Origin of the sequence: Bradyrhizobium sp. CIR48 (genome assembly GCF_014198315.1) — a bacterium.
In the GTDB taxonomy this organism is placed as follows: domain Bacteria; phylum Pseudomonadota; class Alphaproteobacteria; order Rhizobiales; family Xanthobacteraceae; genus Bradyrhizobium.
On sequence record NZ_JACIHG010000008.1, the window covers coordinates 18,669 to 40,543 of the forward strand.

At 64.5% G+C, this 21,875-nt stretch carries 25 protein-coding genes; 15 read left to right on the forward strand and 10 right to left on the reverse strand.

All coding sequences use genetic code 11. The annotated features are described in order from the left end of the window. The first annotated feature begins 176 nt into the window (after window positions 1-176). The 5 genes from GGD66_RS23965 (at window position 177) to GGD66_RS23985 (ending at window position 5,328) form a co-directional block, all read left to right on the forward strand. Window positions 177-986 carry a crotonase/enoyl-CoA hydratase family protein gene (locus GGD66_RS23965; protein ID WP_028142148.1) on the forward strand — a complete coding sequence of 270 codons (810 nt, stop codon included), beginning with the start codon at window positions 177-179 and terminating at the stop codon, window positions 984-986. Beyond that, the gene (locus tag GGD66_RS23970) at window positions 983-2,866 is read left to right on the forward strand and encodes a feruloyl-CoA synthase (protein ID WP_183259169.1); all 1,884 of its coding nucleotides are present in this window, start codon (window positions 983-985) and stop codon (window positions 2,864-2,866) included. Before GGD66_RS23965 ends, GGD66_RS23970 begins: the two co-directional genes overlap by 4 nt. 27 nt (window positions 2,867-2,893) lie before the next feature. After that, on the forward strand, window positions 2,894-3,655 hold the full coding sequence (locus GGD66_RS23975; RefSeq protein WP_018321424.1) for an SDR family NAD(P)-dependent oxidoreductase: 762 nt from the start codon (window positions 2,894-2,896) through the stop codon (window positions 3,653-3,655). Window positions 3,656-3,667: 12 nt separating this feature from the next. Next, window positions 3,668-4,087 carry a thioesterase family protein gene (locus tag GGD66_RS23980; protein ID WP_018321423.1) on the forward strand — a complete coding sequence of 140 codons (420 nt, stop codon included), beginning with the start codon at window positions 3,668-3,670 and terminating at the stop codon, window positions 4,085-4,087. 89 nt (window positions 4,088-4,176) lie between these two features. After that, window positions 4,177-5,328, forward strand: a complete 1,152-nt coding sequence (locus GGD66_RS23985; protein WP_091955892.1) for an ABC transporter substrate-binding protein — start codon at window positions 4,177-4,179, stop codon at window positions 5,326-5,328. A 321-nt stretch (window positions 5,329-5,649) separates the two neighbouring features. On the opposite strand, the gene GGD66_RS23990 is transcribed toward GGD66_RS23985, so the two are convergent. After that, on the reverse strand, window positions 5,650-6,378 hold the full coding sequence (locus tag GGD66_RS23990; RefSeq protein WP_183259170.1) for a glutathione S-transferase family protein: 729 nt from the start codon (window positions 6,376-6,378) through the stop codon (window positions 5,650-5,652). A gap of 38 nt (window positions 6,379-6,416) precedes the next feature. Further along, window positions 6,417-6,677, reverse strand: a complete 261-nt coding sequence (locus GGD66_RS23995) for a hypothetical protein (protein WP_018321420.1) — start codon at window positions 6,675-6,677, stop codon at window positions 6,417-6,419. 112 nt (window positions 6,678-6,789) lie between these two features. Between GGD66_RS23995 and GGD66_RS24000 the strand changes: the two genes are divergently transcribed. Further along, a complete protein-coding gene (locus GGD66_RS24000; RefSeq protein WP_026202551.1) occupies window positions 6,790-7,488 on the forward strand; it encodes a YafY family protein in 699 nt (232 codons plus the stop codon). A gap of 18 nt (window positions 7,489-7,506) precedes the next feature. After that, window positions 7,507-7,830, forward strand: a complete 324-nt coding sequence (locus GGD66_RS24005) for a YkgJ family cysteine cluster protein (protein WP_183259171.1) — start codon at window positions 7,507-7,509, stop codon at window positions 7,828-7,830. On the opposite strand, the gene GGD66_RS24010 is transcribed toward GGD66_RS24005, so the two are convergent. Further along, a complete protein-coding gene (locus GGD66_RS24010) occupies window positions 7,827-8,225 on the reverse strand; it encodes a hypothetical protein (protein WP_026202549.1) in 399 nt (132 codons plus the stop codon). The genes GGD66_RS24005 and GGD66_RS24010 overlap by 4 nt on opposite strands. A gap of 302 nt (window positions 8,226-8,527) precedes the next feature. Then, window positions 8,528-8,875, reverse strand: a complete 348-nt coding sequence (locus tag GGD66_RS24015) for a DUF3307 domain-containing protein (protein WP_049815038.1) — start codon at window positions 8,873-8,875, stop codon at window positions 8,528-8,530. A 404-nt stretch (window positions 8,876-9,279) separates the two neighbouring features. On the opposite strand from GGD66_RS24015, the gene GGD66_RS24020 reads away from it, so the two are divergent. From GGD66_RS24020 to GGD66_RS24035, 4 genes are all read left to right on the forward strand, one after another. Beyond that, complete coding sequence (locus GGD66_RS24020; protein ID WP_092254289.1) at window positions 9,280-10,725, forward strand: TAXI family TRAP transporter solute-binding subunit; 1,446 nt, start codon at window positions 9,280-9,282, stop codon at window positions 10,723-10,725. A gap of 245 nt (window positions 10,726-10,970) precedes the next feature. Continuing rightward, a complete protein-coding gene (locus GGD66_RS24025) occupies window positions 10,971-11,189 on the forward strand; it encodes a hypothetical protein (protein WP_018321417.1) in 219 nt (72 codons plus the stop codon). A gap of 160 nt (window positions 11,190-11,349) precedes the next feature. After that, window positions 11,350-12,456, forward strand: coding sequence for a cyclic nucleotide-gated ion channel (locus GGD66_RS24030; RefSeq protein WP_018321416.1), 1,107 nt, complete (start codon window positions 11,350-11,352; stop codon window positions 12,454-12,456). An 11-nt stretch (window positions 12,457-12,467) separates the two neighbouring features. Continuing rightward, on the forward strand, window positions 12,468-13,253 hold the full coding sequence (locus tag GGD66_RS24035) for an enoyl-CoA hydratase/isomerase family protein (protein WP_183259172.1): 786 nt from the start codon (window positions 12,468-12,470) through the stop codon (window positions 13,251-13,253). A 47-nt stretch (window positions 13,254-13,300) separates the two neighbouring features. Here GGD66_RS24035 and GGD66_RS24040 read toward each other — a convergent pair whose 3' ends face one another. Continuing rightward, entirely contained in the window at window positions 13,301-13,945 is a 645-nt protein-coding gene (locus GGD66_RS24040) for a glutathione S-transferase family protein (RefSeq protein WP_183259173.1), read from the reverse strand. A gap of 87 nt (window positions 13,946-14,032) precedes the next feature. Between GGD66_RS24040 and GGD66_RS24045 the strand changes: the two genes are divergently transcribed. Together GGD66_RS24045 and GGD66_RS24050 are read left to right on the forward strand one after the other, a co-directional pair. Beyond that, entirely contained in the window at window positions 14,033-15,013 is a 981-nt protein-coding gene (locus tag GGD66_RS24045; protein ID WP_183259174.1) for a YafY family protein, read from the forward strand. A gap of 138 nt (window positions 15,014-15,151) precedes the next feature. Beyond that, on the forward strand, window positions 15,152-15,400 hold the full coding sequence (locus tag GGD66_RS24050) for a hypothetical protein (RefSeq protein ID WP_026202545.1): 249 nt from the start codon (window positions 15,152-15,154) through the stop codon (window positions 15,398-15,400). A 56-nt stretch (window positions 15,401-15,456) separates the two neighbouring features. Here GGD66_RS24050 and GGD66_RS24055 read toward each other — a convergent pair whose 3' ends face one another. From GGD66_RS24055 to GGD66_RS24065, 3 genes are all read right to left on the reverse strand, one after another. Next, window positions 15,457-16,404: a fatty acid desaturase gene (locus tag GGD66_RS24055; protein ID WP_183259175.1), complete on the reverse strand. Its 948-nt coding sequence runs from the start codon at window positions 16,402-16,404 to the stop codon at window positions 15,457-15,459. Then, a complete protein-coding gene (locus GGD66_RS24060) occupies window positions 16,401-17,429 on the reverse strand; it encodes an alpha/beta fold hydrolase (RefSeq protein WP_183259176.1) in 1,029 nt (342 codons plus the stop codon). The genes GGD66_RS24055 and GGD66_RS24060 overlap by 4 nt, the downstream gene beginning before the upstream one ends. A 155-nt stretch (window positions 17,430-17,584) precedes the next feature. Continuing rightward, the gene (locus GGD66_RS24065; RefSeq protein ID WP_183259177.1) at window positions 17,585-18,388 is read right to left on the reverse strand and encodes an MBL fold metallo-hydrolase; all 804 of its coding nucleotides are present in this window, start codon (window positions 18,386-18,388) and stop codon (window positions 17,585-17,587) included. Window positions 18,389-18,561: 173 nt separating this feature from the next. Here GGD66_RS24065 and GGD66_RS24070 point away from each other — a divergent pair, with 173 nt between their 5' ends. Beyond that, window positions 18,562-19,764: an MFS transporter gene (locus GGD66_RS24070; protein WP_183259178.1), complete on the forward strand. Its 1,203-nt coding sequence runs from the start codon at window positions 18,562-18,564 to the stop codon at window positions 19,762-19,764. Between the two features lie 21 nt (window positions 19,765-19,785). Here the strand turns inward: GGD66_RS24070 and GGD66_RS24075 are convergent, their stop codons facing one another. Next, window positions 19,786-20,637, reverse strand: a complete 852-nt coding sequence (locus GGD66_RS24075) for an outer membrane protein (RefSeq protein ID WP_092254277.1) — start codon at window positions 20,635-20,637, stop codon at window positions 19,786-19,788. A gap of 360 nt (window positions 20,638-20,997) precedes the next feature. Beyond that, window positions 20,998-21,183, reverse strand: coding sequence for a hypothetical protein (locus GGD66_RS41615; protein ID WP_244550636.1), 186 nt, complete (start codon window positions 21,181-21,183; stop codon window positions 20,998-21,000). On the opposite strand from GGD66_RS41615, the gene GGD66_RS24080 reads away from it, so the two are divergent. Beyond that, on the forward strand, window positions 21,182-21,871 hold the full coding sequence (locus GGD66_RS24080) for an AraC family transcriptional regulator (protein ID WP_246788965.1): 690 nt from the start codon (window positions 21,182-21,184) through the stop codon (window positions 21,869-21,871). The two genes, GGD66_RS41615 and GGD66_RS24080, sit on opposite strands and share 2 nt — an antisense overlap. The last annotated feature ends 4 nt before the right edge of the window (window positions 21,872-21,875 follow it).

Here is a 21,875-nt window from a genome sequence, read left to right on the forward strand (position 1 = left end):
ACCGAACGGCAAGTCTTCGCCAAACTCCTCCCTGGGGTTATTGGTCCCTGCGTTCGCAGGGACGACATCGAATTTGGGGAAGGATTTTGCCCCTAACCGGTTAACTCCACGCGTCAGCCCAAGCTTGACTCCCCCAAAATTCGTTATACAACATAACTATTCTGACAAGGACGCAAATGACACAGGGAAACGCCGAGACCGCTGACGCGGGTGCCTCCGGGCTACTCCGGATCGAGAGGGCGGACCGGGTTCTGACCGTGGGTCTGAACCGGCCGGCCAAGCGCAATGCGCTCAACGATGGCATCATCCTGGAAATCGGCGAGTGTTTTGCGTCCCTGCCCGAGGATATCGGCGCGGTCGTCATTCACGGCATTGGCGATCATTTCTCCAGCGGCCTCGACCTCTCCGAGCTGACCGAGCATGACGCGACCGGCGGCCTGCTCCATTCCCAGATGTGGCACCGCGTGTTCGACCGCATCCAGTACAGCCGCGTGCCCGTGATCGCGGCGCTGAAGGGCGCTGTGATCGGCGGCGGGCTGGAGCTTGCCTGCTCGGCGCATATCCGCGTCGCCGAGCCCTCGACCTATTTCGCGCTTCCGGAGGGCCAGCGCGGCATCTTCGTCGGCGGCGGCGGCTCGGTGCGTCTGCCGCGATTGATCGGCGTCGCCCGGATGATGGACATGATGCTGACGGGCCGCGTCTACAGCGCCACCGAAGGCGCCTCCTACGGCTTCGCGCAATATGTCACGGAGGCCGGCAACGGGCTCGGCAAGGCGATGGAGCTTGCGACCAAGGTCGCCTCCAACGCTCCGCTGACGAACTTCGCCGTGCTCCAGGCGCTGCCGATGATCGCGGAGGCCAATCCGCAGACCGGCCTGCTGATGGAATCGCTGATGGCGACCGTCGCGCAGAGCGACAAAGAGGCAAAGCGCCGGATCCGCGAATTCCTCGAACACAAGACCGCAAAGGTAAAGCCCAAGTCATGAGCGCGCAGCCGTCCTCTTCCAGCATGGAGCGCGGCGCGAGCACTTTCCCGCTGCGGCCCATTTCGTTCGGCGATCCCGTCGTCGACATCGAACGCCGCGACGACGGCACGATCTACCTCAGGCCGAAGCAGCCGCTCGGCGACTATCCCGTCCGCATCACCGATCGCCTGCATCATTGGGCGGCGACGACGCCGGACCGCGTCTTCATGGCCGAGCGCGAAGGCGGCCGCGGCTGGCGCAAGATCACTTACGCCGAGTTGCTCGTCGCCAGCCGTCACATTGCGTCCGGCCTGATTGCGCGCGGCCTGTCGGCGGAGCGGCCGGTCGTCATCCTCTCCGGCAATTCGATCGATCACGCATTGCTGGCGTTCGGCGCGTTCTATGCCGGCATTCCGTTCTGCCCGGTGTCGCCGGCCTATTCGCTGGTGTCGAAGGACTACGGCAAGCTTTCTTACCTGATGAAGCTGCTGACGCCCGGCCTCGTCTTCGCCGAGGACGCCGACAAGTTCGCCGATGCGCTTGCCGCCAACGTCTCGCTCGGCACCGAGATAGCCGCGTCCTACGGCCAGGTGCCGGGCCGCGACGTCACCACGCTCGCCGACCTCATAGCGACGCCGATCCGCAGCGATCTCGACGAGGTCCACGGCAAGATCGGCCCCGACACGATCGCGAAATTCCTGCTGACGTCGGGCTCGACCGGCAATCCCAAGGCCGTCATCAACACCCAGCGCATGATCTGCGCCAACCAGGTGATGTTGCGCGAGACGCTCGCCTTTCTGAAAGACGAGCCGCCGGTCATCATCGACTGGCTGCCCTGGAATCACACCTTCGGCGGCAACCACAATATCGGCCTGACGCTCTACAATGGCGGCTCGATGTATCTGGACGCCGGCAAGCCGATGCCCGGCGGCATCGAGGAGACCGTGCGCAATCTCCAGGAGATCTCGCCGACGGTCTATTTCAACGTGCCGAAGGGCTATGAATCGCTGCTGCCCTATTTGCGCGACGACCAGGGCCTGCGCGCAAAATTCTTCGACCGGCTGCATGCGATGTTCTTCTCCGGCGCCGCGCTGTCGCCATTCATTTGGGACAGCCTCGACGAGCTCGCGGTGAAGGAAAAAGGTTATCGGGTGCCGATGCTGACCGGGCTCGGTGCGACCGAGACCGCGCCGTTCTTCATGTCGGTCAATCCGCGCACCAGCCGCTCCGGCCATGTCGGTCTGCCTGTGTCAGGCAACGACGCCAAGCTGGTGCCGAACAACGGCAAGCTGGAAGTGCGCGCCAAGGGGCCGAACGTGATGCCCGGCTACTGGCGCCAACCCGACATCAGCGCGAAATCCTTCGACGAGGAGGGATTTTACAAGATGGGGGATGCGCTCAAGCCCGCCGATCCCGATGATCTCAACGCAGGCTTCGATTTCGACGGCCGTGTCGGTGAAGACTTCAAGCTCGCCAGCGGTACCTGGGTCAGCGTCGGCCCGCTGCGCGCGCGCCTCACGGCGGCCTGCGCCCCGCTGGTGCGCGACGTCGTTATTGCCGGCATCAATCGCGACGAGGTCTCGGCGCTGGTTGTGCTCGACCTCGACGGTTGCCGGCTGATCAATCCGACGCTGCCGACCGACGATCTCGTCGTCGCGACACGCGACCGGCTGGTGCGCGAGGCGTTTCGCGAGCGCCTGGCCGGTTTCCTCAGCCAAGCCACGGGTTCCTCGACCCGGATCACGCGCGCGATCCTGATGGACGCGCCGCTCTCGATCGACAAGGGCGAAGTCACCGACAAGGGCTCGATCAACCAGCGCGCCGTGCTCGAGCATCGCACCGAATTGATCGAGGAGCTCTACGCTGCCAATCCGTCGGACCGTGTGATATCGGTCGGGTAACCCGGACATAAGCTACAGGAGAACGCCATGTTGTTGAAAGATCAGGCAGCCATCGTCACCGGCGGCGCATCGGGACTGGGCGCTGCAACCGCGCGAAAACTGGCGGCGCAGGGCGCCAAGGTCGCGGTGTGCGATCTCAATGCCAAGCTCGCGGAGACGGTTGCCGCCGAGATCAAGGGCGTGGCAATCACCTGCGACGTCTCCGATGCCGCTTCCGCTGAGGCTGCGATCGCGCAGGCGACCAAGGCTCTTGGCGCGCCGCGCGTGCTGGTCAATTGCGCCGGCATCGGCGTTGCCAAGCGCGTCGTCGGCCGCGACGGCCCGATGGCGCTCGCCGATTTCGACAAGGTGATCAAGGTCAATCTGATCGGCACCTTCAACATGCTGCGCCTGGCCGCGACCGAGATGTCCAAGCTGGAGCCGCAGGCGACCGGCGAGCGCGGCGTCATCATCAACACCGCCTCCGTTGCCGCTTATGACGGCCAGATCGGGCAATCAGCCTATTCGGCTTCCAAGGGCGGCATCGTCGGCATGACGCTTCCGATCGCGCGCGAGCTGGCGCAGTTCGGCATCCGCGTGCTGACCATCGCGCCCGGCCTGTTCCTGACCCCGCTGCTCGCGAACCTGCCGCAGGAAGCCCAGGACTCGCTCGCCGCCGCCATCCCCTTCCCGCGCCGGCTCGGCCACGCCGACGAGTTCGCCGCGCTCGCGCTGCATATGGTCGAGAACTCCTACCTGAACGGCGAAGTGGTGCGCCTCGACGGCTCGCTGCGCATGGCGCCGAAATAAGGCGCGCGACACATGTTCGTGAACCGGCGCGACGTACAGATCCAGTGGGGCGATTGCGACCCCGCCAACATCGTCTACTACCCGCGCTATTTCGCGATGTTCGACGATTCGACCTCGACCCTGTTCGAGGTCGCCGGATTCTCCAAGCAGGACCTGGTCCGCAAATACGGCCTGGTGGGAATCCCCATGGTCGACACGCGATCCAAGTTCTACATCCCCTCGACCTATGGCGACTGGATCACCATCGAGACGAAGATCGAGAGCATCAGGCGCTCGAGCTTCGAGGTGAAGCACAACGTCTACAAGGGTGACGCGCTGGCTATCGAGGGTTTTGAGACCCGCGTCCTCGTCGGTCGCGATCCCGTTAACCCCGACAAGCTGAAATCGGCACCGTTCCCGGCGGAAATGGTAGCCAAATTCACGGGGAGTTAAGTCCGGAGCTAATCGCCGCATCGCCAAAAGAGGGGGCTGAATTACCCCCCGATTTCTGCTTTCAAAGAAACACGTAAAGGGAGGAATAGATGAAACGCTTTTACTTGACCGCCGCCATCACCGCGGCGACGCTTGCCCTGCCGGCGCTGCCCGCGCTGGCCCAGACCAGCGAAATCACCATCGGCATCACCACCACCACGACCGGCCCCGGCGCCGCGCTGGGCATTCCCGAGCGCAACGCACTGGAATTCGTGCCGAAGGAGATCGGCGGCGTGCCGCTGAAGGTGATCGTGCTCGACGACGGCGGCGATCCCACCACCGCAACCACCAACGCGCGCCGTTTCGTGACCGAATCCAAGGCCGACATCATCATGGGCTCGGCGCTGACGCCGCCGACGATCGCGGTCTCCAACGTCGCCAACGAAGCCGGCATTCCGCATTTCGGCCTGGCACCGTTCCCGATCACGCCCGAGCGCATGAAGTGGTCGGTGGCGATGCCGCAGCCGATCCCGATCGTGGGCAAGGTGCTGTACGAGCACATGAAGAGCAAGGGCGTGAAGACGCTCGGCTATATCGGCTATTCCGACTCCTATGGCGACCTCTGGTTCAACGATTTGAAAGCCCAGGCCGTGCCGATGGGCATGACCATCGTCGACGAGGAGCGCTTCGCCCGTCCCGATACGTCGGTGACCGGACAGGTCCTGAAGCTCGTTGCCGCCAATCCCGACGCGATCCTGGTCGGCGCGTCCGGCACCGCAGCCGCGCTGCCGCAGACCGAGCTGCGCGAGCGCGGCTATCAGGGCCTGATCTACCAGACCCATGGCGCAGCCAGCATGGACTTCATCCGCATCGCCGGCAAAGCGGCCGAGGGCGTGCTGATGGCGTCGGGTCCGGTGATGGACCCCGAGGACCAGCCGGACGAAGCCGCCACCAAGAAGCCGGGTCTCGCGCTCAACGCCGCGTATGAGGCAAAGTACGGCCCGAACAGCCGCAGCCAGTTCGCTGGCCATTCCTACGACGCCTTTGAGATCCTCAAGCGCATCATCCCGACCGCGCTGAAGACCGCAAAACCCGGTACGCCGGAATTCCGCGAAGCGATCCGCCAGGCCTTGCTGACGGAGAAGGAACTGGCGGCAAGCCAGGGCGTCTACAACTTCACCGAAAAGGACCGCTACGGCCTCGACGAGCGCTCGCGCATCCTGTTGACGGTGAAGAACGGCAAGTACTCGCTGGTGAAATAGACGCAGCGAGAGCCGAGAGACGACGAGAGCCGGCCCGATGGGCCGGCTCTTTTGTTTGGGCGTTTGAGATCGAGTGCCGCGAGCGGGAGATCAAATCGTATCCAGGCCAACAACACCGCTCTCACCCTTCCCTCCCCCCTTGTGGGGGAGGGGCAGGGAGGGGGGTGCCACACGGGGATTCCTTCCGTCGTGCGCCGGCCTCCATGCACCATCACCAAGCAGCACCTTTTGCTGGGCTACCCCTCTCCCTAACCCTCCCCCACAAGGGGGGAGGGAACGCACCTCCTTCGGAGCACGAGAGGAGATTCATCACATCAGGCCCTAAGCCGCCTGCCGCAGCGGGGTCCAGGCGAACTCCGGATAGTAATTGTCCATCATGCGATCGACATAGGCGGTGAGGTTCGGAAAGCCCTCGGCGCGCTCGCGCAGGGCCGATTCGAAGAACGGCGAGAGAATGCCGGCGAGCATCCCGAAGGCGGTGGCATCGACGCCGCAGGGCTTTTTGCCCATCAGATAGGACTTGTCGCCGAGCTGCACCGAGAGCGCGAACAGCGAGCGCACGGCGAGCTCGACATCGTCATCGGGACCATGGCGGCCGAGGCCCGAGAGCAGATAGTTCTCGGCGACGCGGAATTGCGCGTCCTCGCGCAGCTTCTCGCGGTTGTGCTCCGGCGCGCCGTCGAAGAAATGCGCAGGCCCCTTGGCGAAATTGACGGGATCGACCCAGCGCGCCCCGACCAGCCCCCAGTAGATGTGGTGCTCGATCATGCGCTCGAACGCCCAGGCCTGCGCACGCTCGGTGAGCGACAGCCCGGCATCGAAATCGAAGCCGTAGCGGCGCTCGATATGGGCGCGAATGAAGGTGGAATCGGCCACCGCCTCGCCGCCATCGTCGATGAAGGGCAACTGCCCCTTCGGCGAGGCCGGCGGCATCGCCCGCTCCTTCCGGTAGGGCAGTCCCGCCATCTTGAGCTGCACTTCCGTCTTGGTGACGAAGGGGCTGATTTCCGGCAGGCCGAAGCCGGTGCCAAATCCGTAGAGCGTGATCATGAAAGCTTCTCCTGAACCACCGAAAAAGTTGACGGAACCTAGTGCCGGGCTGCTGCCACCATGGTGGCAGCAGCCGTGATATCTTCTGCGAAACGGGCCCCCCGCCAGGCACGGCCCATCACATGGCGGACCAGCGCGTCCGCGGCCTGGATCAGCGGGCGTGCCACCACGCTTGCGAGGGCAAACCGGAGGTCGACGGCCATGAGATCGAGCGAAACGAGGCGACCGAACGCCGACGCGGACCACGCCTGTGCCCGCAACATCGGAATAGCCGGGCCGAAATGGGTCGGAATGATCATGGACAAATCCTCTTCAGTCGATGTGTTGTCCCGGTATAGAACCCCCCTGCTGCCAACATCCTGTCAGCAGCCGCGCGCCGCTTTCTGAAAAGACCACAACAAGAGACCCGTCATGAGACGCGCCGACCGGCTGTTTCAAATCATCCAGGTGCTGAGGCGCACGCGTAAGCCGCTGACGGCGGACGCCATCGCGGCCGAGCTCGAGACCTCGAAGCGCACGATCTATCGCGACATCGCAACGCTGATCGGCCAGCGCGTGCCGATCCGCGGTGAAGCCGGCATGGGCTACATCCTGGAAAAGGGATTTGATCTTCCGCCGCTGATGCTGACGCCCGACGAGATCGAGGCGGCGGTGCTGGGCGCACAGTGGGTCGCCGGCCATGCCGATTCGGCACTGGCGCGCGCGGCCGAGGATCTGATGGCCAAGATCGCGGACACCGTGCCCGAGCGGCTGCGTCCGTTCGTGCTGGAGCCCGCGAGCCGGGCACGGCCGAGCTGGAACAGGGAGCCGGACCGCCTGGACATGGTGCGCACGCGCACCCAGATCCATGAAGGCAAGAAGATCATGCTGCGCTATCGCGACGAGCAGGGCCGCGCCAGCGAGCGCATGATCTGGCCGATCTCGGTCGGCTATCTCGAAGCCGTGCGCCTGCTGGCAGCCTGGTGCGAGCTACGTGGCGACTTCCGCAGCTTCCGCACCGACCGCGTGGTCGATGCCAACTATCTCGACGAGAGATATCCGGAGCGGCGCGACGTGCTGCGCGCGAGATGGCGGCAGAGCCTGGTCTGGGGCCCGCCCAAAGACACCTGACAAGGACATTTGAGGACGATGGAAGAGAGCTCCCCCGTCGATCTGTCGAGCTGTTGCCAGAGTTGCGGCGCCTGCTGCGGCTATTCGGCCAACTGGCCGCGCTTCTCGATCGAGAGCGACGAAGAGCTTGCCGCGATTCCGGAGGCGCTGGTCAACGACCGCCAATCCGGCATGCGTTGCGAGGGCGACCGCTGCTCAGCCTTGCAGGGGGATATTGGAAGAGCGACCGCGTGCGGCATCTATGCGGTACGGCCGGAGGTGTGTCGCACCTGCATGCCGGGCGACACCGAATGCGCGATGGCGCGGCGGAAGTTCGGGCTTCCGGCTATCGAAGCTAGTTAGGCCGGAACGGCTTCGCCGATTTCGTCGTCGATCTCGTCGTCCAGCGGTGCGAGCACCGAGAGCGGCTTGGTCGACAGCGTGATCGGCTTGCGTCCGCCCGACAGCGACGGCGAGGATTTCGCCGTGCCTTCGCGCGACAGCGCATAGAGCGTCGAGCCGACGCGGCCGCCGTTTTCGATCAGGTCGCGCTCGTTGCAGCTCGCTGCGATCGCGACCGCCAGCGAGTGCAGATGGCTGCGGCGATAGCAGAACAGCGCCAGCCTGGCGCGCGCGTCAGGGGAAACACTCTCAACCAGCCTCGGCAGGCCACTCTCGCTGGCGCGATACATCTCGCCAAGGAGCTCGTCGCGAACCGGGCAGAAATCGCTTTCAAAAGTATCGCGGCTTGAAAACATTGCAGTTCTCCCTCGTGTGCGGAAGATGCAGCGCAATTCTCTAATGAAAGGTTAACCACGCTGCCCGGTAGTCACCCGGGGTGCTTGCGCGCTCGCGGCGAATCGGAAGGTGGCGGTGGGACCGGGAATTACCGCGCTGGCTGGAGAACGGGCGGCAGCGCCTCCACGGCGTCATGGCCGGGCTTGTCCCAGCCATCCACGAACGGCCAAGACGCAGGAAGAACGTGGATGCCCGGGACAAGCCCGGGCATGACGACCTTTAGTGCCGATGAAGGCTTGCCCACTCAGAGGGCCGTCAGCCCTCAGTTCGCCGCCATGAAGATGGACAGACCGAAGCCGGTGAGATGGTGCAGCGCCTGGTCGACGCCGATCAGGGTCCAGAACCAGGGATGTGCAAGGTCGACGCCGAAATTGGCCGAGACGAACCCCTTGGCGCGGTCGATGGTGATGTGGATCACGAAGTCGATGAAGGCGACGAACCAGAATTTCGGCGCGACGATCATTATCAACGGTAGCGCAACCGCAAGGTGAATCAGGCAATGCACCAGCAGCGGCAGGGCCCAGCCGTGCTTCTGGTCCTTGCCGTGCGCCATCCAGGCGGTCTGAAGAACGAAATCGGCGATGATGTGCTTGAAGGTGAGCAGCAGCATCCAGCCAATGAGCGCTTCGACCGGAACCGCCGATGACATGGGTGGAAACGACAAAGCCGACGCCCTCATTGAGGTGACAAGAAAAATTGGAGCGTTCAGCGCAACTTCTTCTTGGACCGGTCAAATCGCCGGGACCTTCGATTTATGACATCTCCCGCGGCGGAATGCAGCCGGGGGAACCGGAAAATCGCCAAGTGTGGCTAACTGGTGATAGGATGACCTTTCGCCGCGGCCACGTCGAGTAAAGGTTACCCTCGGCTCGAAATTTGCTTTCCGGTCCCGGCGCGTTATCATTGCCGGCACAGAATATCGTTCTTTTTTCAGATGTTTAGGAATTGCAGGGCGCCCGCCGCGATCACGTCCGCGAGCCGCCCGTGACCCGGGAATAAGGCCAGAGTGCTGCCATGAGTACTGAAGGCCCCACCACATCCCCGATCGAGCCGCCGCCGCGGCGCCCGAAGGTGATCAAGACCAATCAGCAGCAGGTCTTCCTCTACGTCGTGCTGACCCTGCTGCTGTCGCTCGCCACCGTCTGGGGCGGCCGTGCCATGCTGCACAATTCGGAGACGCTGACCTTTGCCGTCGGCGCTCCCAACAGCGACGAGGCGCTGTTCGCGGCCAAGCTTGCTGCCGTGCTTAAGACCAACGCCTCGCGCTTCCGGATCAAGATCGTCAACAACGCAGACAATGCCAAGGCGCTCGCCCAGTTCGACCGCAAGCAGGCCGATCTGGCCGTGCTGCGCACCGACGCCAAGGTGCCACTGCGGGCGCGCACGCTCGCGATCCTCGAGCACGATCTCGTGCTTCTGCTCGGTCCCGGCAACAAGAAGATCAAGTCGATCGCCGAGCTGAAGAAAAAGAAGGTCGCCGTTCTCGCCGAGAACGAATCCTCCCTCGCCTTCGTCCGCAGCATCCTCGATATCCCCGACGGTCCGGACGCGGCCAAGATCCAGATGGCGCCGCAGGGCACGACGCTCGACAAGCTGTTCGCGCCGTCAAACGGCTTTGGCGCGGTGATCGCCATCGTTCATGCCTCCAGGGCAGTGCGCGACAAGGCCTATGAGCAGGTCGCCAAGCGTGGCGGCTTCACGCTCAACACGATCGACGAGGCCAAGGCGCTGGCGCGCAAGCTCCCGGGCATTTCCAGCGAGACGCTGACGGCGGGCACGCTGTCGACGTCGCCGCAAATCCCCGATGACGATCTCGACACGATCGGACTCGAATGGTTGCTGGTCGCGCAATCCAGGATGTCGCCATCCACGGCGGGCGAGCTGGCGCGCACCATCTACGAGAACAAATCCGCGCTCGGCCTCGACAACGGCTTTGCCAGCAGGATCGAGCCGGCCTCCGTCGAGAAGGACGCCTTTGTGATGGCGCACCAGGGGGCGGCCGATTACATCAATGACGACACCAAGTCGTTCATGGATAAGTACAGCGACTTGATGTATCTGGGCGCCGCCGCGCTCAGCGTCATCGGCTCGATCTTCGCGGCGATCTACGCCAAGATCACCCGGATCGCGCCGGAGAAGGCCAGCGAGCTCTCCACCGCCATCCTCGACATCGGCGAGCGGATCGAGCACGCCCACTCTCTGGATCAGCTCGAATGTCTCCAGGACGAACTGGAGGGCATTTTACGCGGGGCGGTCATCGGGCTCAGAGACGGCACGATCAGCACCGACGGCCTCGACACCTTCAAGCTCGGCTACGAATTCGTCCGCGACGAGATCGGCATGCGTCGCGACTATCTGAAACGCCATGCCGGCGAAACCGAGAAGACGGTGCAGGACGGCGGCCCTGCCCAGCACGACGACAGCAATGTCGTGGTGGTGAAGACCGCCCAGAGTGCCTGACGGCCGCCCGATTGGGCCGCCCATCAATCTCTTGTCCCGGACAAGCCGCAATGCCGAAGGCGTTTGCGGCGCCGAGCCGGGACCCAGGAACCGCAGCTTGCGCTGCTGGATGGGCCCCGGCTCTGCAGCGCATCACTCGGTGCTGCGCTGCGTCCGGGGCACAAGAGGGAGATCGTGACGGCCGGCCGTCTGGAACCCAGCCCACCTGCAACCGTTGGTTCGCGACTACAACCGGAGACCGCAGCATGCGTGCACTCCTCATCATCCTCCTTCTGGGAATGCTGGCGGCGGCCGGCTACTTCGCCTATTCCGCAATGGCGGTCGAAGGTGAGCCGATCCCGACGGAAGGCTATGTGGCGCTGGCACTGGGCGCAGGGTTTTCCGTCATTGTCGGCGTCGGGTTGATGGTGCTGCTGTTCTTCAGCAGCCGCCGTGGCTACGACGAGCCGCCGCATTTCAGGTAAGGCATTCCGCCAACGATGGCGGCACGGACCGGCCGCCCGGCGCAGCAGCGCCGATCACGCCGCCTGCCTGTCGTTGACGGCCCTCGCCCAGGCGGGCACTTTGGCGCCGGCGTCCCGCCGGGACCCGAAGACTTGTCTCAACACCGAGCCGCCTGCCCGCATGTCCAAGCCGCTGATTTCCGCTCTGGCCCAGTTCGCGGCCGCCACGGCCGGCCGCAACATGACCAAGGCGGCCTATGTGGCTGTGACCGTCGGCGTGCTCAGCATGGTGTTGCTGTCGGACAAGCGCGCCCAGGAGGCGCATGGCTGGATCAACACCCTGCTCTGGACCTGCCTCGCCTATTTCGTGTTCGAATGGCTGGTGCGGCTGCGCCACATGACGCAGCAGGGGCGGCTCTCGCTGTACATGTCCTCCTCCGCCGGGCTGGTCGACGCGATAGGGGCGCTGGCGGTGCCGGTCGCGCTTCTCCTCGGTGCCGAGCCGAAGACGGCCTGGCTGCTCAGCGTGCTCTGGGTGTTGAAGGTGGTCCCCGGCATCCCCGGTCTTCGGCAGCTTCGCCGCGTGCTGGTGCTGGAATCGGGCCCGCTGCTCAGCGTGCTCGTGATCTTCCTGATGGTGGTCTTCCTCGCCTCCGTCGCCGAATATTTCCTGGAGCGGGACGTGCAGCCGCAGACTTTTGGCAGCGTCCCCGCTGCGCTGTGGTGGGCCGTCGTCACACTCACGACCACCGGCTACGGCGACGTCGTGCCGGTTACGCCGCTCGGCCGCATCGTGGCGGCCGCGGTGATGATCTCCGGCCTCGGCGTGTTCGGCCTCTGGACCGGTATTTTGGCGACCGGATTTGCCGCCGAGACGCGGCGCGACAATTTCCTCAAGACCTGGGAATCCGTCAGCAAGGTACCGTTCTTCGCGGCGCTCGGCCCCGCCGCGATTGCCGACGTCACCCACATGCTGCGGACCATGGAGCTGCCGGCGCGCACCATGATCATCCGCAAGGGCGCGCAGGGCGACTGCATGTATTTCATCGCCGCCGGCGAGGTCGAGGTCGAGCTGCCCGGCAAGAAGGTGCAGCTCGGCGAAGGCGCCTTCTTCGGCGAGATGGCGCTGCTCGGCAACAACATGCGCGGCGCCAACGTCTCGACCACGAAAGTGTCGCGGCTTCTGGTGCTCGACCTCGTCGACTTCCGCGTGTTGATGGCACGACATCCAGATCTCGCCGAGACCATTGACGCCGAGGCGAAACGACGCGCACTCGAAAACAGATAAAAGGAGACAAGATGTCGGACATCACCGACGCAGCCACCGGCCCCGTGCTCGAACGCGACGGCGCCCGCGCCACCATCCGCCTCAATCGGCCGAAGCATCTCAACCGGCTCCAGGCCGAGGACCTCGACGAGCTCGTCAGACTGTTCGATCTGGTCGAAGCCGATCCAGCCATCCGTGTGCTGGTGCTGACCGGCACCGGACGCGCCTTCTCAGCCGGGTATGACCTCAATTCGGTCGCCGAGCGCGCCGTCAGCGCCAACGAGCAGCAGAGCGCGGGCTCTGCATTTGAGGTGGTCGTCAACCGGCTGGAGGATCTGGGCGTGCCGACGATCTGCCGGCTCAACGGCGGCGTCTATGGCGGCTCGACCGACCTCGCGCTCGCCTGCGATTTCCGCATCGGCGTCGACACCGCCGAGATGTTCATGCCGGCAGCGCGCCTCGGACTGCATTATTACAGGAGCGGCATCAAACGCTACGTCACCCGGCTTGGCGTCGACAACGCGAAGAAGCTGTTCCTGACGGCGCAGAAGATCAGCGCGCCGGAGATGCTGCGCATCGGCTATCTCACTGCGATGGTACCGGTGGAATTCCTCGACGAGGAGGTCGACAAGCTCGCCGGAATCCTCGCCGGCAACGCGCCGGAGGCGATGCGCGGCATGAAGCGCGCGATCAACGAATTCGCCCGCGGCGAGCTCGATGACCGCGCCGCCGACCAGCGCCACCGCGACAGCATGCGCGGCGACGAGATCAAGGAAGGCATCAAGGCGTTCGCGGAGAAGCGAGCGCCGAGGTTTTGAAATTTCTCTCGCTGTCGTCCCGGGACGACACCGAGTGTGGGGCTGACCTACACTCCCGCCGCCTTCGCATGCAGCGCCGCCATCTCGTCGTCCGCCGCATTGATGCGCTGGAACGCAGGCCGCGCGGTCATGCGCTCGGCATAGCGGACGAAGACGTCCTTCTTCGGCACGATGCCGAACATCATGGTCCAGCTGAACGCCACGCCCCACAACACATCGGCAGCCGTCATCCGCTCGCCAAGCAAATAGGGCCCCTTCGACAGCTGCGCTTCGAGCGCACCTAACATGGTGTCGTAGTCGGCATAGGGCGACTGCGTGATCGGCGCCGGCTCACGCTGCATGAACTTGTCGATCAGCGCCGGCTCGAAGGATGAGCCGTAATAGGCGATCCAGCGCAGATAAGGACCGCGCAGCGGATCGTTCAGCGCGGGCGTCAGACCGGCCTGCGGGAAGAGATCGGCGAGATGGATGGTGATCGCGACCTGCTCGGTCACCAGGGCATCGCCGTGGCGGATCGCCGGGACCTTGCCGAGCGGATTGATGGCGAGATAAGCGGGCTGACGCTGCTCGCCGGCCTTCATGTTGAGGACATGCAGGTCGTAGGGCGCACCCAGCTCCTCCAGCAGCACCCGCGTGCCGGTGGCACGGCTTTGCGGCGAGTAATACAGCGTGATGCGGTTCGGATCGGTCATGGCAGGTCTCCATCGGGCCAGCGGGCGGTGGCGCAGCTTGTAGCGGGCCATACCTGACATCCTGTGTCAGGTATGGTTTAAGCAATCATGCGCGCGAGCCGAATGTTGTCGATCCTCACCACCCTCCAGGCCAGGGGGCAAGTCACCGCGCCCGAGCTCGCGGAGGCCTGCGAGGTCTCGGTCCGCACGATCTATCGCGACATCGACGCGCTCGCGGCATCAGGCGTTCCCGTTTACGCCGACCGTGGCGCGGAGGGCGGCTATCGGCTGCTCGACGGCTATCGCGTGCGGCTGAACGGCCTGTCGCAGAGCGAGGCCGAGACGCTGTTCCTGGCGGGCTTGCCGGGCCCGGCGGCGGCGCTGGGGCTGGATGCGGCAATGATCGCCGCGCAGAACAAGCTGATGGCGGCGCTGCCCGTCCATCTGCGCCAGGACGCCAGCCGGATGCAGGAACGCTTTCATCTGGACGCGCCGGGCTGGTTCGGCGAGGCCGAAGAGCCGAGGCATCTGCGCACGATTGCCGGCGCCGTGCTGCGCGGAACACTGATCAAGATCCGCTACCAGAGCTGGCGCGCGGAAAAGCAGCGTCGCCTCGCGCCGCTAGGTCTCGTGCTGAAGGGCGGGAGCTGGTATTTCGCCGGCCAAGTCGACGCCAGCGTGCGCACCTATCGCGTCGCGCGCGTGCTCGACTGCACGGCGCTCGACGACGGCTTCGATCGGCCGGCCGATTTCGATCTTGCCGCCTATTGGCAGGCCGCGACGCTGCGTCTCGAGGCGGAGATGCATCCCAATGTCGCGATCGTCCGGTTGTCGCCGTTCGGCGTCAAGCTGCTCGATGCGCTGAGCCAGCCCTACATCAAGGCGCGTACGGAGATTGAAGAGGCCAGCGATGCAGACGGCTGGCGCATTGCGCGCGTGCCTGTCGGCAAGACGTCCTGGCACGCCGCGGCCGAATTGTTGCGGCTCGGCCCCGAGGCCGAAGTGCTGGAGCCCGCCGACCTCCGCGACAAGATGGCGGAGCTGACGCAGGCGATGGCCGCGCGCTATCGCGCGGCGCGGAAAACATAAGGCCGGCATATTTCGCCGCAGCCCACGAAACACTCCTGAAACACGATTCTCCTCCTCCCGGGTGAACTCATTCGCGTCTCGGCCCGACCGAGATGCAGGGACACAACAACGGCCTTAGCGCCACACTGGAGAATGAAGATGTTTCGTAAGCTTGCTCTCGGTCTGATCGCCGCCGGTTCGCTCGGCGTTGCCGCTCTCGCGCCCACCGCCGCCTCGGCTGGCGGTTTCCACCATCACCATTGGGGTCATGGCTGGGGTCCGGGCTGGGGCTTCGGCGGCGTCTACGTCAACACTGGCGTCAGCAACTGCTACCAGGAGCGCCTCGTTCAGACCCGTCACGGCATGCGCGTCCGCATCGTGAATGTCTGCGCGTACGGGATCTACTGATATCCCGCCTTCCGACAAAGCTCCGGTCGCGCCGCGACCGGAGCTTTTGCGTTGAGTTAGCCGGCCTGCCGCTGCCGGCGAAACCAGGCCCAGGTTTCGCGCGTCGTCTGGATGTAGCCGCGGCCGCGATAAACGATCTCACCGTCGACGATCTCGTTCAGCTTCGGCAGCGCGTGAAACGGGATCGAGGGATAGGCGTGGTGCTCGACGTGGTAGGGCATGTTCCACGCGAACCATTTGACCACCGCAGCGGTGTAGGTGGTGCGGGTGTTCTGAAAAGCGCTGCGAGTGCGCTCGCAGCCGGTATGCTCGGCATAGAGATAGGGCCGCAGGAACAACTGTCCGATGACGAGCGGGACGAGCCAGACCCAGAGCAACAGCGCTGACGAGAACCACAGCGAGAGCGCGAGCAGCAGGACATAGACCGCGACATAGGCACGCGCCTCTCTCACGATGACGGCGCGTCTGTTTTCGGGGATCCATGGCACGGTGACCTTTCCGGTGACGGCATGGCCGAGCATCAGCCGAAGCCGGCCGGCGACCTGGAGCAGGCCGCTATAGGCGATCGCGAGCTGCGTGTCGGAGGCCGGCTTCACGCCGACGATCAGCTCCGGGTCCTTGTCCGGATCCTGGGTGTAGCGGTGATGGTCCCAATGAAACAGGCAGTAATATTCGTAAGGCAATCCGATCAGGAAGGCCGAGAGATGACCGACGACGAGATTGAGGCTGCGGCTCCTGAACGCGGTCTTGTGCGCGGTCTCGTGCACCGCCATGAACAGGAAGGCGACGACATAACCCTGCACCACCATCAGCGGCAGCGTCCAGAGCACGCCCCACGTCGAAGAGACCTTCCAGATCAGCGCGCCCACCAGCACGATCACGCCATAATGGCCAAGGCTCTGCGCCGCGCCTCTGAGATCGGAGCGGGCCGACAATTCGCGCAGCAGGGCCGGCGTCAACGGCTTCAAGCGATGGCCGGACTCGGAAACGGCTGTGTCGGTCATGATCGGTTGCCTGCCTGCTCGCCGAGTAATTCCGCGATTTCGGCCTTGATGAAGGCCTGGTCGCGCGCATTGCCGACGGGGTTGCCGGCGCGATGGCCATGTAGCGACGGGATCGGATGCAGCACCGCGGATTTCGCGTTGACCAGCCGGCCGAGCTCGTCCTCGTTGTCGCGGACGTCGAAATAACGGTCGGTCGCCCCGGGCATCAGCAGCATGTGCGCCTTGATCGCCGCCAGCGCGCGATTGAGATCGCCACCGAACGCCTCGCAGCGGCTGATGTCACCCCGCTGCCAGATGCCGATCTGCGCCAAGAGATCATTGGCGTCGCGCCGGGCAAACGTCGCGTCCCAGACGCGGACGAGATAATCCTCCAGCGAGGTGAAGCCGGCCTCGCGCCAGAGCTCGTCGCGATAGAAGCCGTGCGACATCGCCCAGCCGGCATAGACGCGCCCCATGGCGCGATAGCCGGCAACGGGCTTGTCTGCGAAGCGGCCGTCGCGGAAGGCGGGATCGGCGGTCAACGCGGCCTTCACGCTCTCCAGGAAGACATGGTTATAGGGCGCGCAGCGGGCACTGCCGCAGACCACGGCTGCACGCTCGACCATATCATGGTGCAGCGCCGCCCAGTGATAGGCCTGCATGCCACCCATCGACCAGCCATAGACGAGGGCCAGCTTTGAAATGCCGAAACGCTCGGTGAGGAGCCGATGCTGGACCGCAATCGCATCGTGATAGGTCACCTCGGGAAACGGCGCTGCGGTATTCGACGGCGAGGACGACAGGCCGTTGCCGAACAGGTTCGGGATGACGATGAAGTAGCGCGTGGGATCGAGCACGCCGTCGGGCCCGATCAGCCACTCGGTGTCAAAATGCTGCGCGCTGAACGAGGTCGGATAGAGGATGACGTTGTCCTTTGCAGCGCTCAGCGTGCCATAGGTCTTGTAGGCAAGCTTCAGCGAAGGAAAAACGGTCCCGGACTGGAGGACAACGTCGCCAGCCTCGAAGATCTCGTAATGCGCCGTCATGAACCGAACTCCGTTTACGCGGCCGCACAGCGCCGCAGCTTCCACGATGCATCGATCATGCCCGGCCTGCAGCTGCGTCACTGCAGCAGATTTATAACTGTACTTATAGTACAGTTATTCGAGGCCGGCAAGATAAATCAGATCCGCTCGCCGGCTCAGCTGATGGCCGCGATGTAGCGCTCCACCGACGCCGCAAAGGCGGCCTTGGCGCCGCCAGCGATGTTGCGGCCCCACCAGGCGCCATAGATGCGATCGAAGGCAAGCGGCTCGACAGCGGCCGCAATCCGCCGCACCGCGGCGGCGTTGAGCGGCATGTAGTTGGGGTAGGAATACATGAAGCTGACGAAGCGGCGGTCCATCGTCACCTGGGCGATGTCGCCGGTGAGCAGCGCGCCCCTGCCCTCGGCACCGCGTTGCCAATGCAGCATGGTGGCGCCGGCGAAATGACCGCCGGTGCGTAGCAGCAGCACATCGTCTGAGATGCGGTGGCTCTCGCCGGTCCAGTGCACGATCGAGGGATGCGGCCGCGTGACGAAAGCGCGATCGTCGGCATGCAGATAGACCGGCACGCCGCCAAAGGTATCGCTCCAGTCGGCGACCGCGCCGTAGTAATGCGGATGCGAGATCGCGATCGCCTTCAGTCCGCCGAGCGCTGCGACGTATTCGATGGCCTCATCGGTTGCGAGCGGAATGCAATCCCACATCACGCAGCCGTCGCCCTGAGGCACCAGCAGCGCGCGCTGTCCGATGGCGAAGCTCGGCTCCAGGGCGATCCCGGTGAGGCCAAGATCGTCGCGTCCCACCAGTCGGTGCCCCCGCGCCAGCTCCTCGCGCGTGAGAAAGGTCTGCCCTTTCCAGTTCACGAACTGCCGCTCGTCCTCGCAGATCACGCAGGAGGCGGGCGGATTTCCGCCGTTCGGGAATTGCGCACCGCAGGTTTCGCAGGTCCAGAGAGGCATGACCAGAGCTCCGTGGGAAGATCGCAGGATGACATTGCGACCGCGCTTTCGGCAAGATCGATGAGCGCAAGGACAGACTGGAACCAACGCGGCGAGCGCCCGTTACGTTCAGGTCCACGCCGGAAGGATTGGTCAAGAGGATCGCGACACACGAAGAGCATGTTTGGGTATCGATGACATCGCGGCCTTCCTCCTCGTCCCGTATCTGGCCTCTGTTCGCGCTCAACTTCTTCATGGCCGACATGCAGTCGGGCATTGGGCCGTTCGTCGGGGTCTTCCTCCAGGAGCGCGGCTGGGCGACCGGGCTGATCGGCACCGCAATGACGATCGGCAATGTCGCGGGCATGCTGGTCACGACGCCGATCGGCGGCTTCATCGATTCCAGCCGCAACAAACGGCTATGGGTCGTCATTCCCGGCATCTGCGTCGTTCTTGCCTCCGCGATCATCCTGATCTCGCAGAACTTCTGGGCGGTGACGTTCTCGCAAGTGGCGCAATCGCTGGCGAGCGCCGCCATCGTACCGGCGGTAACGGGCATCACGCTCGGCATCGCCAAGCAGAAGGGATTCAACGCGCTGAACGGCCGCAACCAGGCGTTCAACCACGCCGGCAACATGGTCGGCGCGGCATTGTCTGGCTATCTCGGCTACAGGTTCGGCTATGTCGCCGTGTTCGTGCTGGCGGCCGTGTTCGGCGCCATCGCGATCGCCTGTGTGATGATGATCCCCGCCAAGGCGATCGACGACCGTGCCGCGCGCGGCAGCAAGGAGGACGATTCCAAGGCTCCGCCGGATGCGATGACGATGCTGCTCAAGCACAAGCCGCTGCTCGTCCTGGCACTTGCTCTCGCCCTTTTCCATCTCGGCAATGCCGCCATCGTTCCGCTCTACGGGCTTGCGGCGGTGGCCGAGGGACAGGCCAACGGCCCGAGCTTCGTCGCGACCACCGTGGTGATCGCGCAAGGCGTCATGATCGTGACGTCGCTGATCGCGATGAAGGCCGCGAGCAAGCGCAACTACTGGCCGGTGATCCTGGTGTCCTTCATGTTCTTGCCCATCCGCGGCGTGCTGGCCTTCTTCGTGACGGGATGGTGGGGCGTCATACCGATGCAGGTGCTCGACGGTATCGGCACCGGCCTGCAGACGGTCGCCGTTCCCGGCATGGTCGCGCGCGCGCTGAACGGCAGCGGCCGCATCAATCTCGGCCAGGGCGCCGTGATTACGGTGCAGGGCATCGGCGCCAGCCTCAGTCCGGCGCTCGGCGGCTGGATCGCGCAATGGATTGGCTACGGGCCGACCTTCCTGCTGCTCGGCGGCTTCGGCCTCGCATCGATGGCGCTGTGGTTCGCGTTCGGGTCGACGGTAAAGAAGTATTGAGCTTCATCGCCGTGGCCGACCTCACGGCGTAAATTGCCGGTTCAGGCCGACCCTGAAGGTGTGAAGCTCGATGTCGCCGGCGGGCATGCTGCTCGCAGGGATAGACAAGGAGAGCTGGCGGCCAAGGTTGAGATACAGATACTCCGCCTTGAACGACCAGTGCGGCGCGAACGCCCATTCGCCGCCGCCGCCGACCGCATAGCCGATATTGTAGCCGCTTGCGGAGGCATGACCGTCCAGTGCGCCGGGAAAACCGGGAATCGGGAAATTATTGGTCAATCTGACATGAGAACTGTCGAGGCTTGCCTTGACGTGGGCCCAGGCGAGACCGCCCGTGGCATAGAGCAGCCAGTTGTTGCTGGCATAGCCGATACGTCCGCGCAGCGTACCGAGATAATCGATGTCCTGGGTCACCCTCACGGTGCCGGTGTAATTGTCGAAATCGCCGACCAGGAAAACGGGACGAAACGCATATGAGCCCGATGCCCGCTCGCCGAACCCGGCAGCGCTCACATCGGCTTCGACGCCGGCGACCAGATGCCCGCTCTGCCAGTTGTAGCCTGCCTGCAGTCCGCCCAGCCAGCCGGACTGATCGACCCCCAGCGTGAACGACGCCGATGCCGTCGACGTGAGATTGTTCACGCCGGGAAACAGCGCCGGCAGCGCACCGGGATCGACCCTCGCGGCGTTGCCATCGCCGGTGCCATAGCCGGCGTGAACACCCGCATAGAACCCCGTCCAGGTGAAGCCGACCGGCGGAGGCGCAGGCGGAGCCTTGAGCGCGATGTCGGCAGCCGTTGCATCAATGGCACAAGCCGCGCCAAGGCCAAGCACCAGCAGAGCCGGCAGCAGATCGCGCACACGAGGTGTCATCCGGTCATTCCCTTCCAATCGGTCGATCACTCGCTGGCCACGATAGGCGGGAAGCGATCCGCGTTCGTGGCAGGGCGCGAACCACCGAATGGACTGAGCTGAAACGCAGCGACAGCGGCTGCGCCTGTTGCGATCCGGGCACACCGGACTGCGGCACCTGGTCGCGGTCGCAGCGCGTCATCGCAAGTGGCTTATCACGCAATTTCCCGCTTTTGCCGTTGCGGAGCAGCAGCGTGACGATACAACCTGCCGTAATCGCCAACAGACCTGCCCTTCCCGATCGATGATCCAGCCTCAACTCTCCTTTGATGGCGACCCGAATGGCCCGGCCTATGAAAGATGGCGCGAGCAGTTTTGCCGTCAGGTGGCCAACGTCGATTTCGTGCCGGTCGGGGAAGGGCGAGTCCACCGAACCATTGCGCCGGCCATTCTTCCCCGCATCAGGCTCTCGGCCTCGTTCGGCTCGCCGATATCTTTCGTGTCGTTGGGGACGAACGACGAATTGGTGATTACGACGTCGCCCAATTCGGCATTGAGCGGGACCATGGGAAAACGCCCGCTGGAGATCGCGGCGGGGGACGTCACAATTGGCGATCCCTCGATCAAAGGCGCCTACATCACTCAGACCGGGAATGGCAATTTTCGGACCGCGCTGCTGCCGCGCAAGGCGCTGCTACGCGTTTGCCCGAATGCCGAGGACCTGATTGCGCGGTCGATCCCCGGCGCCAATCCGATCACGTCGATGTACCTGCGATATTACGATCTCGCGCATGCCTATGCCGACAAACTCGCCCCGGCGGAACTTGACGCGGTCTCGCAGCACCTGTTCGACCTTTCGGTGCTGATGATCGGAGCGCGCGGCGATGTCGCCGAGCAGGCTCGAATGCGCGGCCTGGCGGCAGCGCGTCTCGAAACCCTCAAGTCCGACATCCTGGCGCAGCTCGACAGCCCTGCACTGTCGCTCACCCTGCTTTCAGCCGCGCACCGCGTCAGCCCGCGCACGATCCAGCTGCTGTTCGAGCAGGCCGGCATCACCTATAGCGGCTTCGTGCTGGAGCAGCGCCTGCTGCGTGCCGAACGTCTCCTTCGAAATCCGAGCCTGCGCACACGCAAGATCATCGAGATCGCGCATCTCGCCGGTTTCCACGACGTCTCCTACTTCCATCGCGCGTTTCGCCGCCGGTTCGGGCAGACGCCGGACGACGTCAGGAAGCTGGCCGGCGACGCCGGCTAGCGAA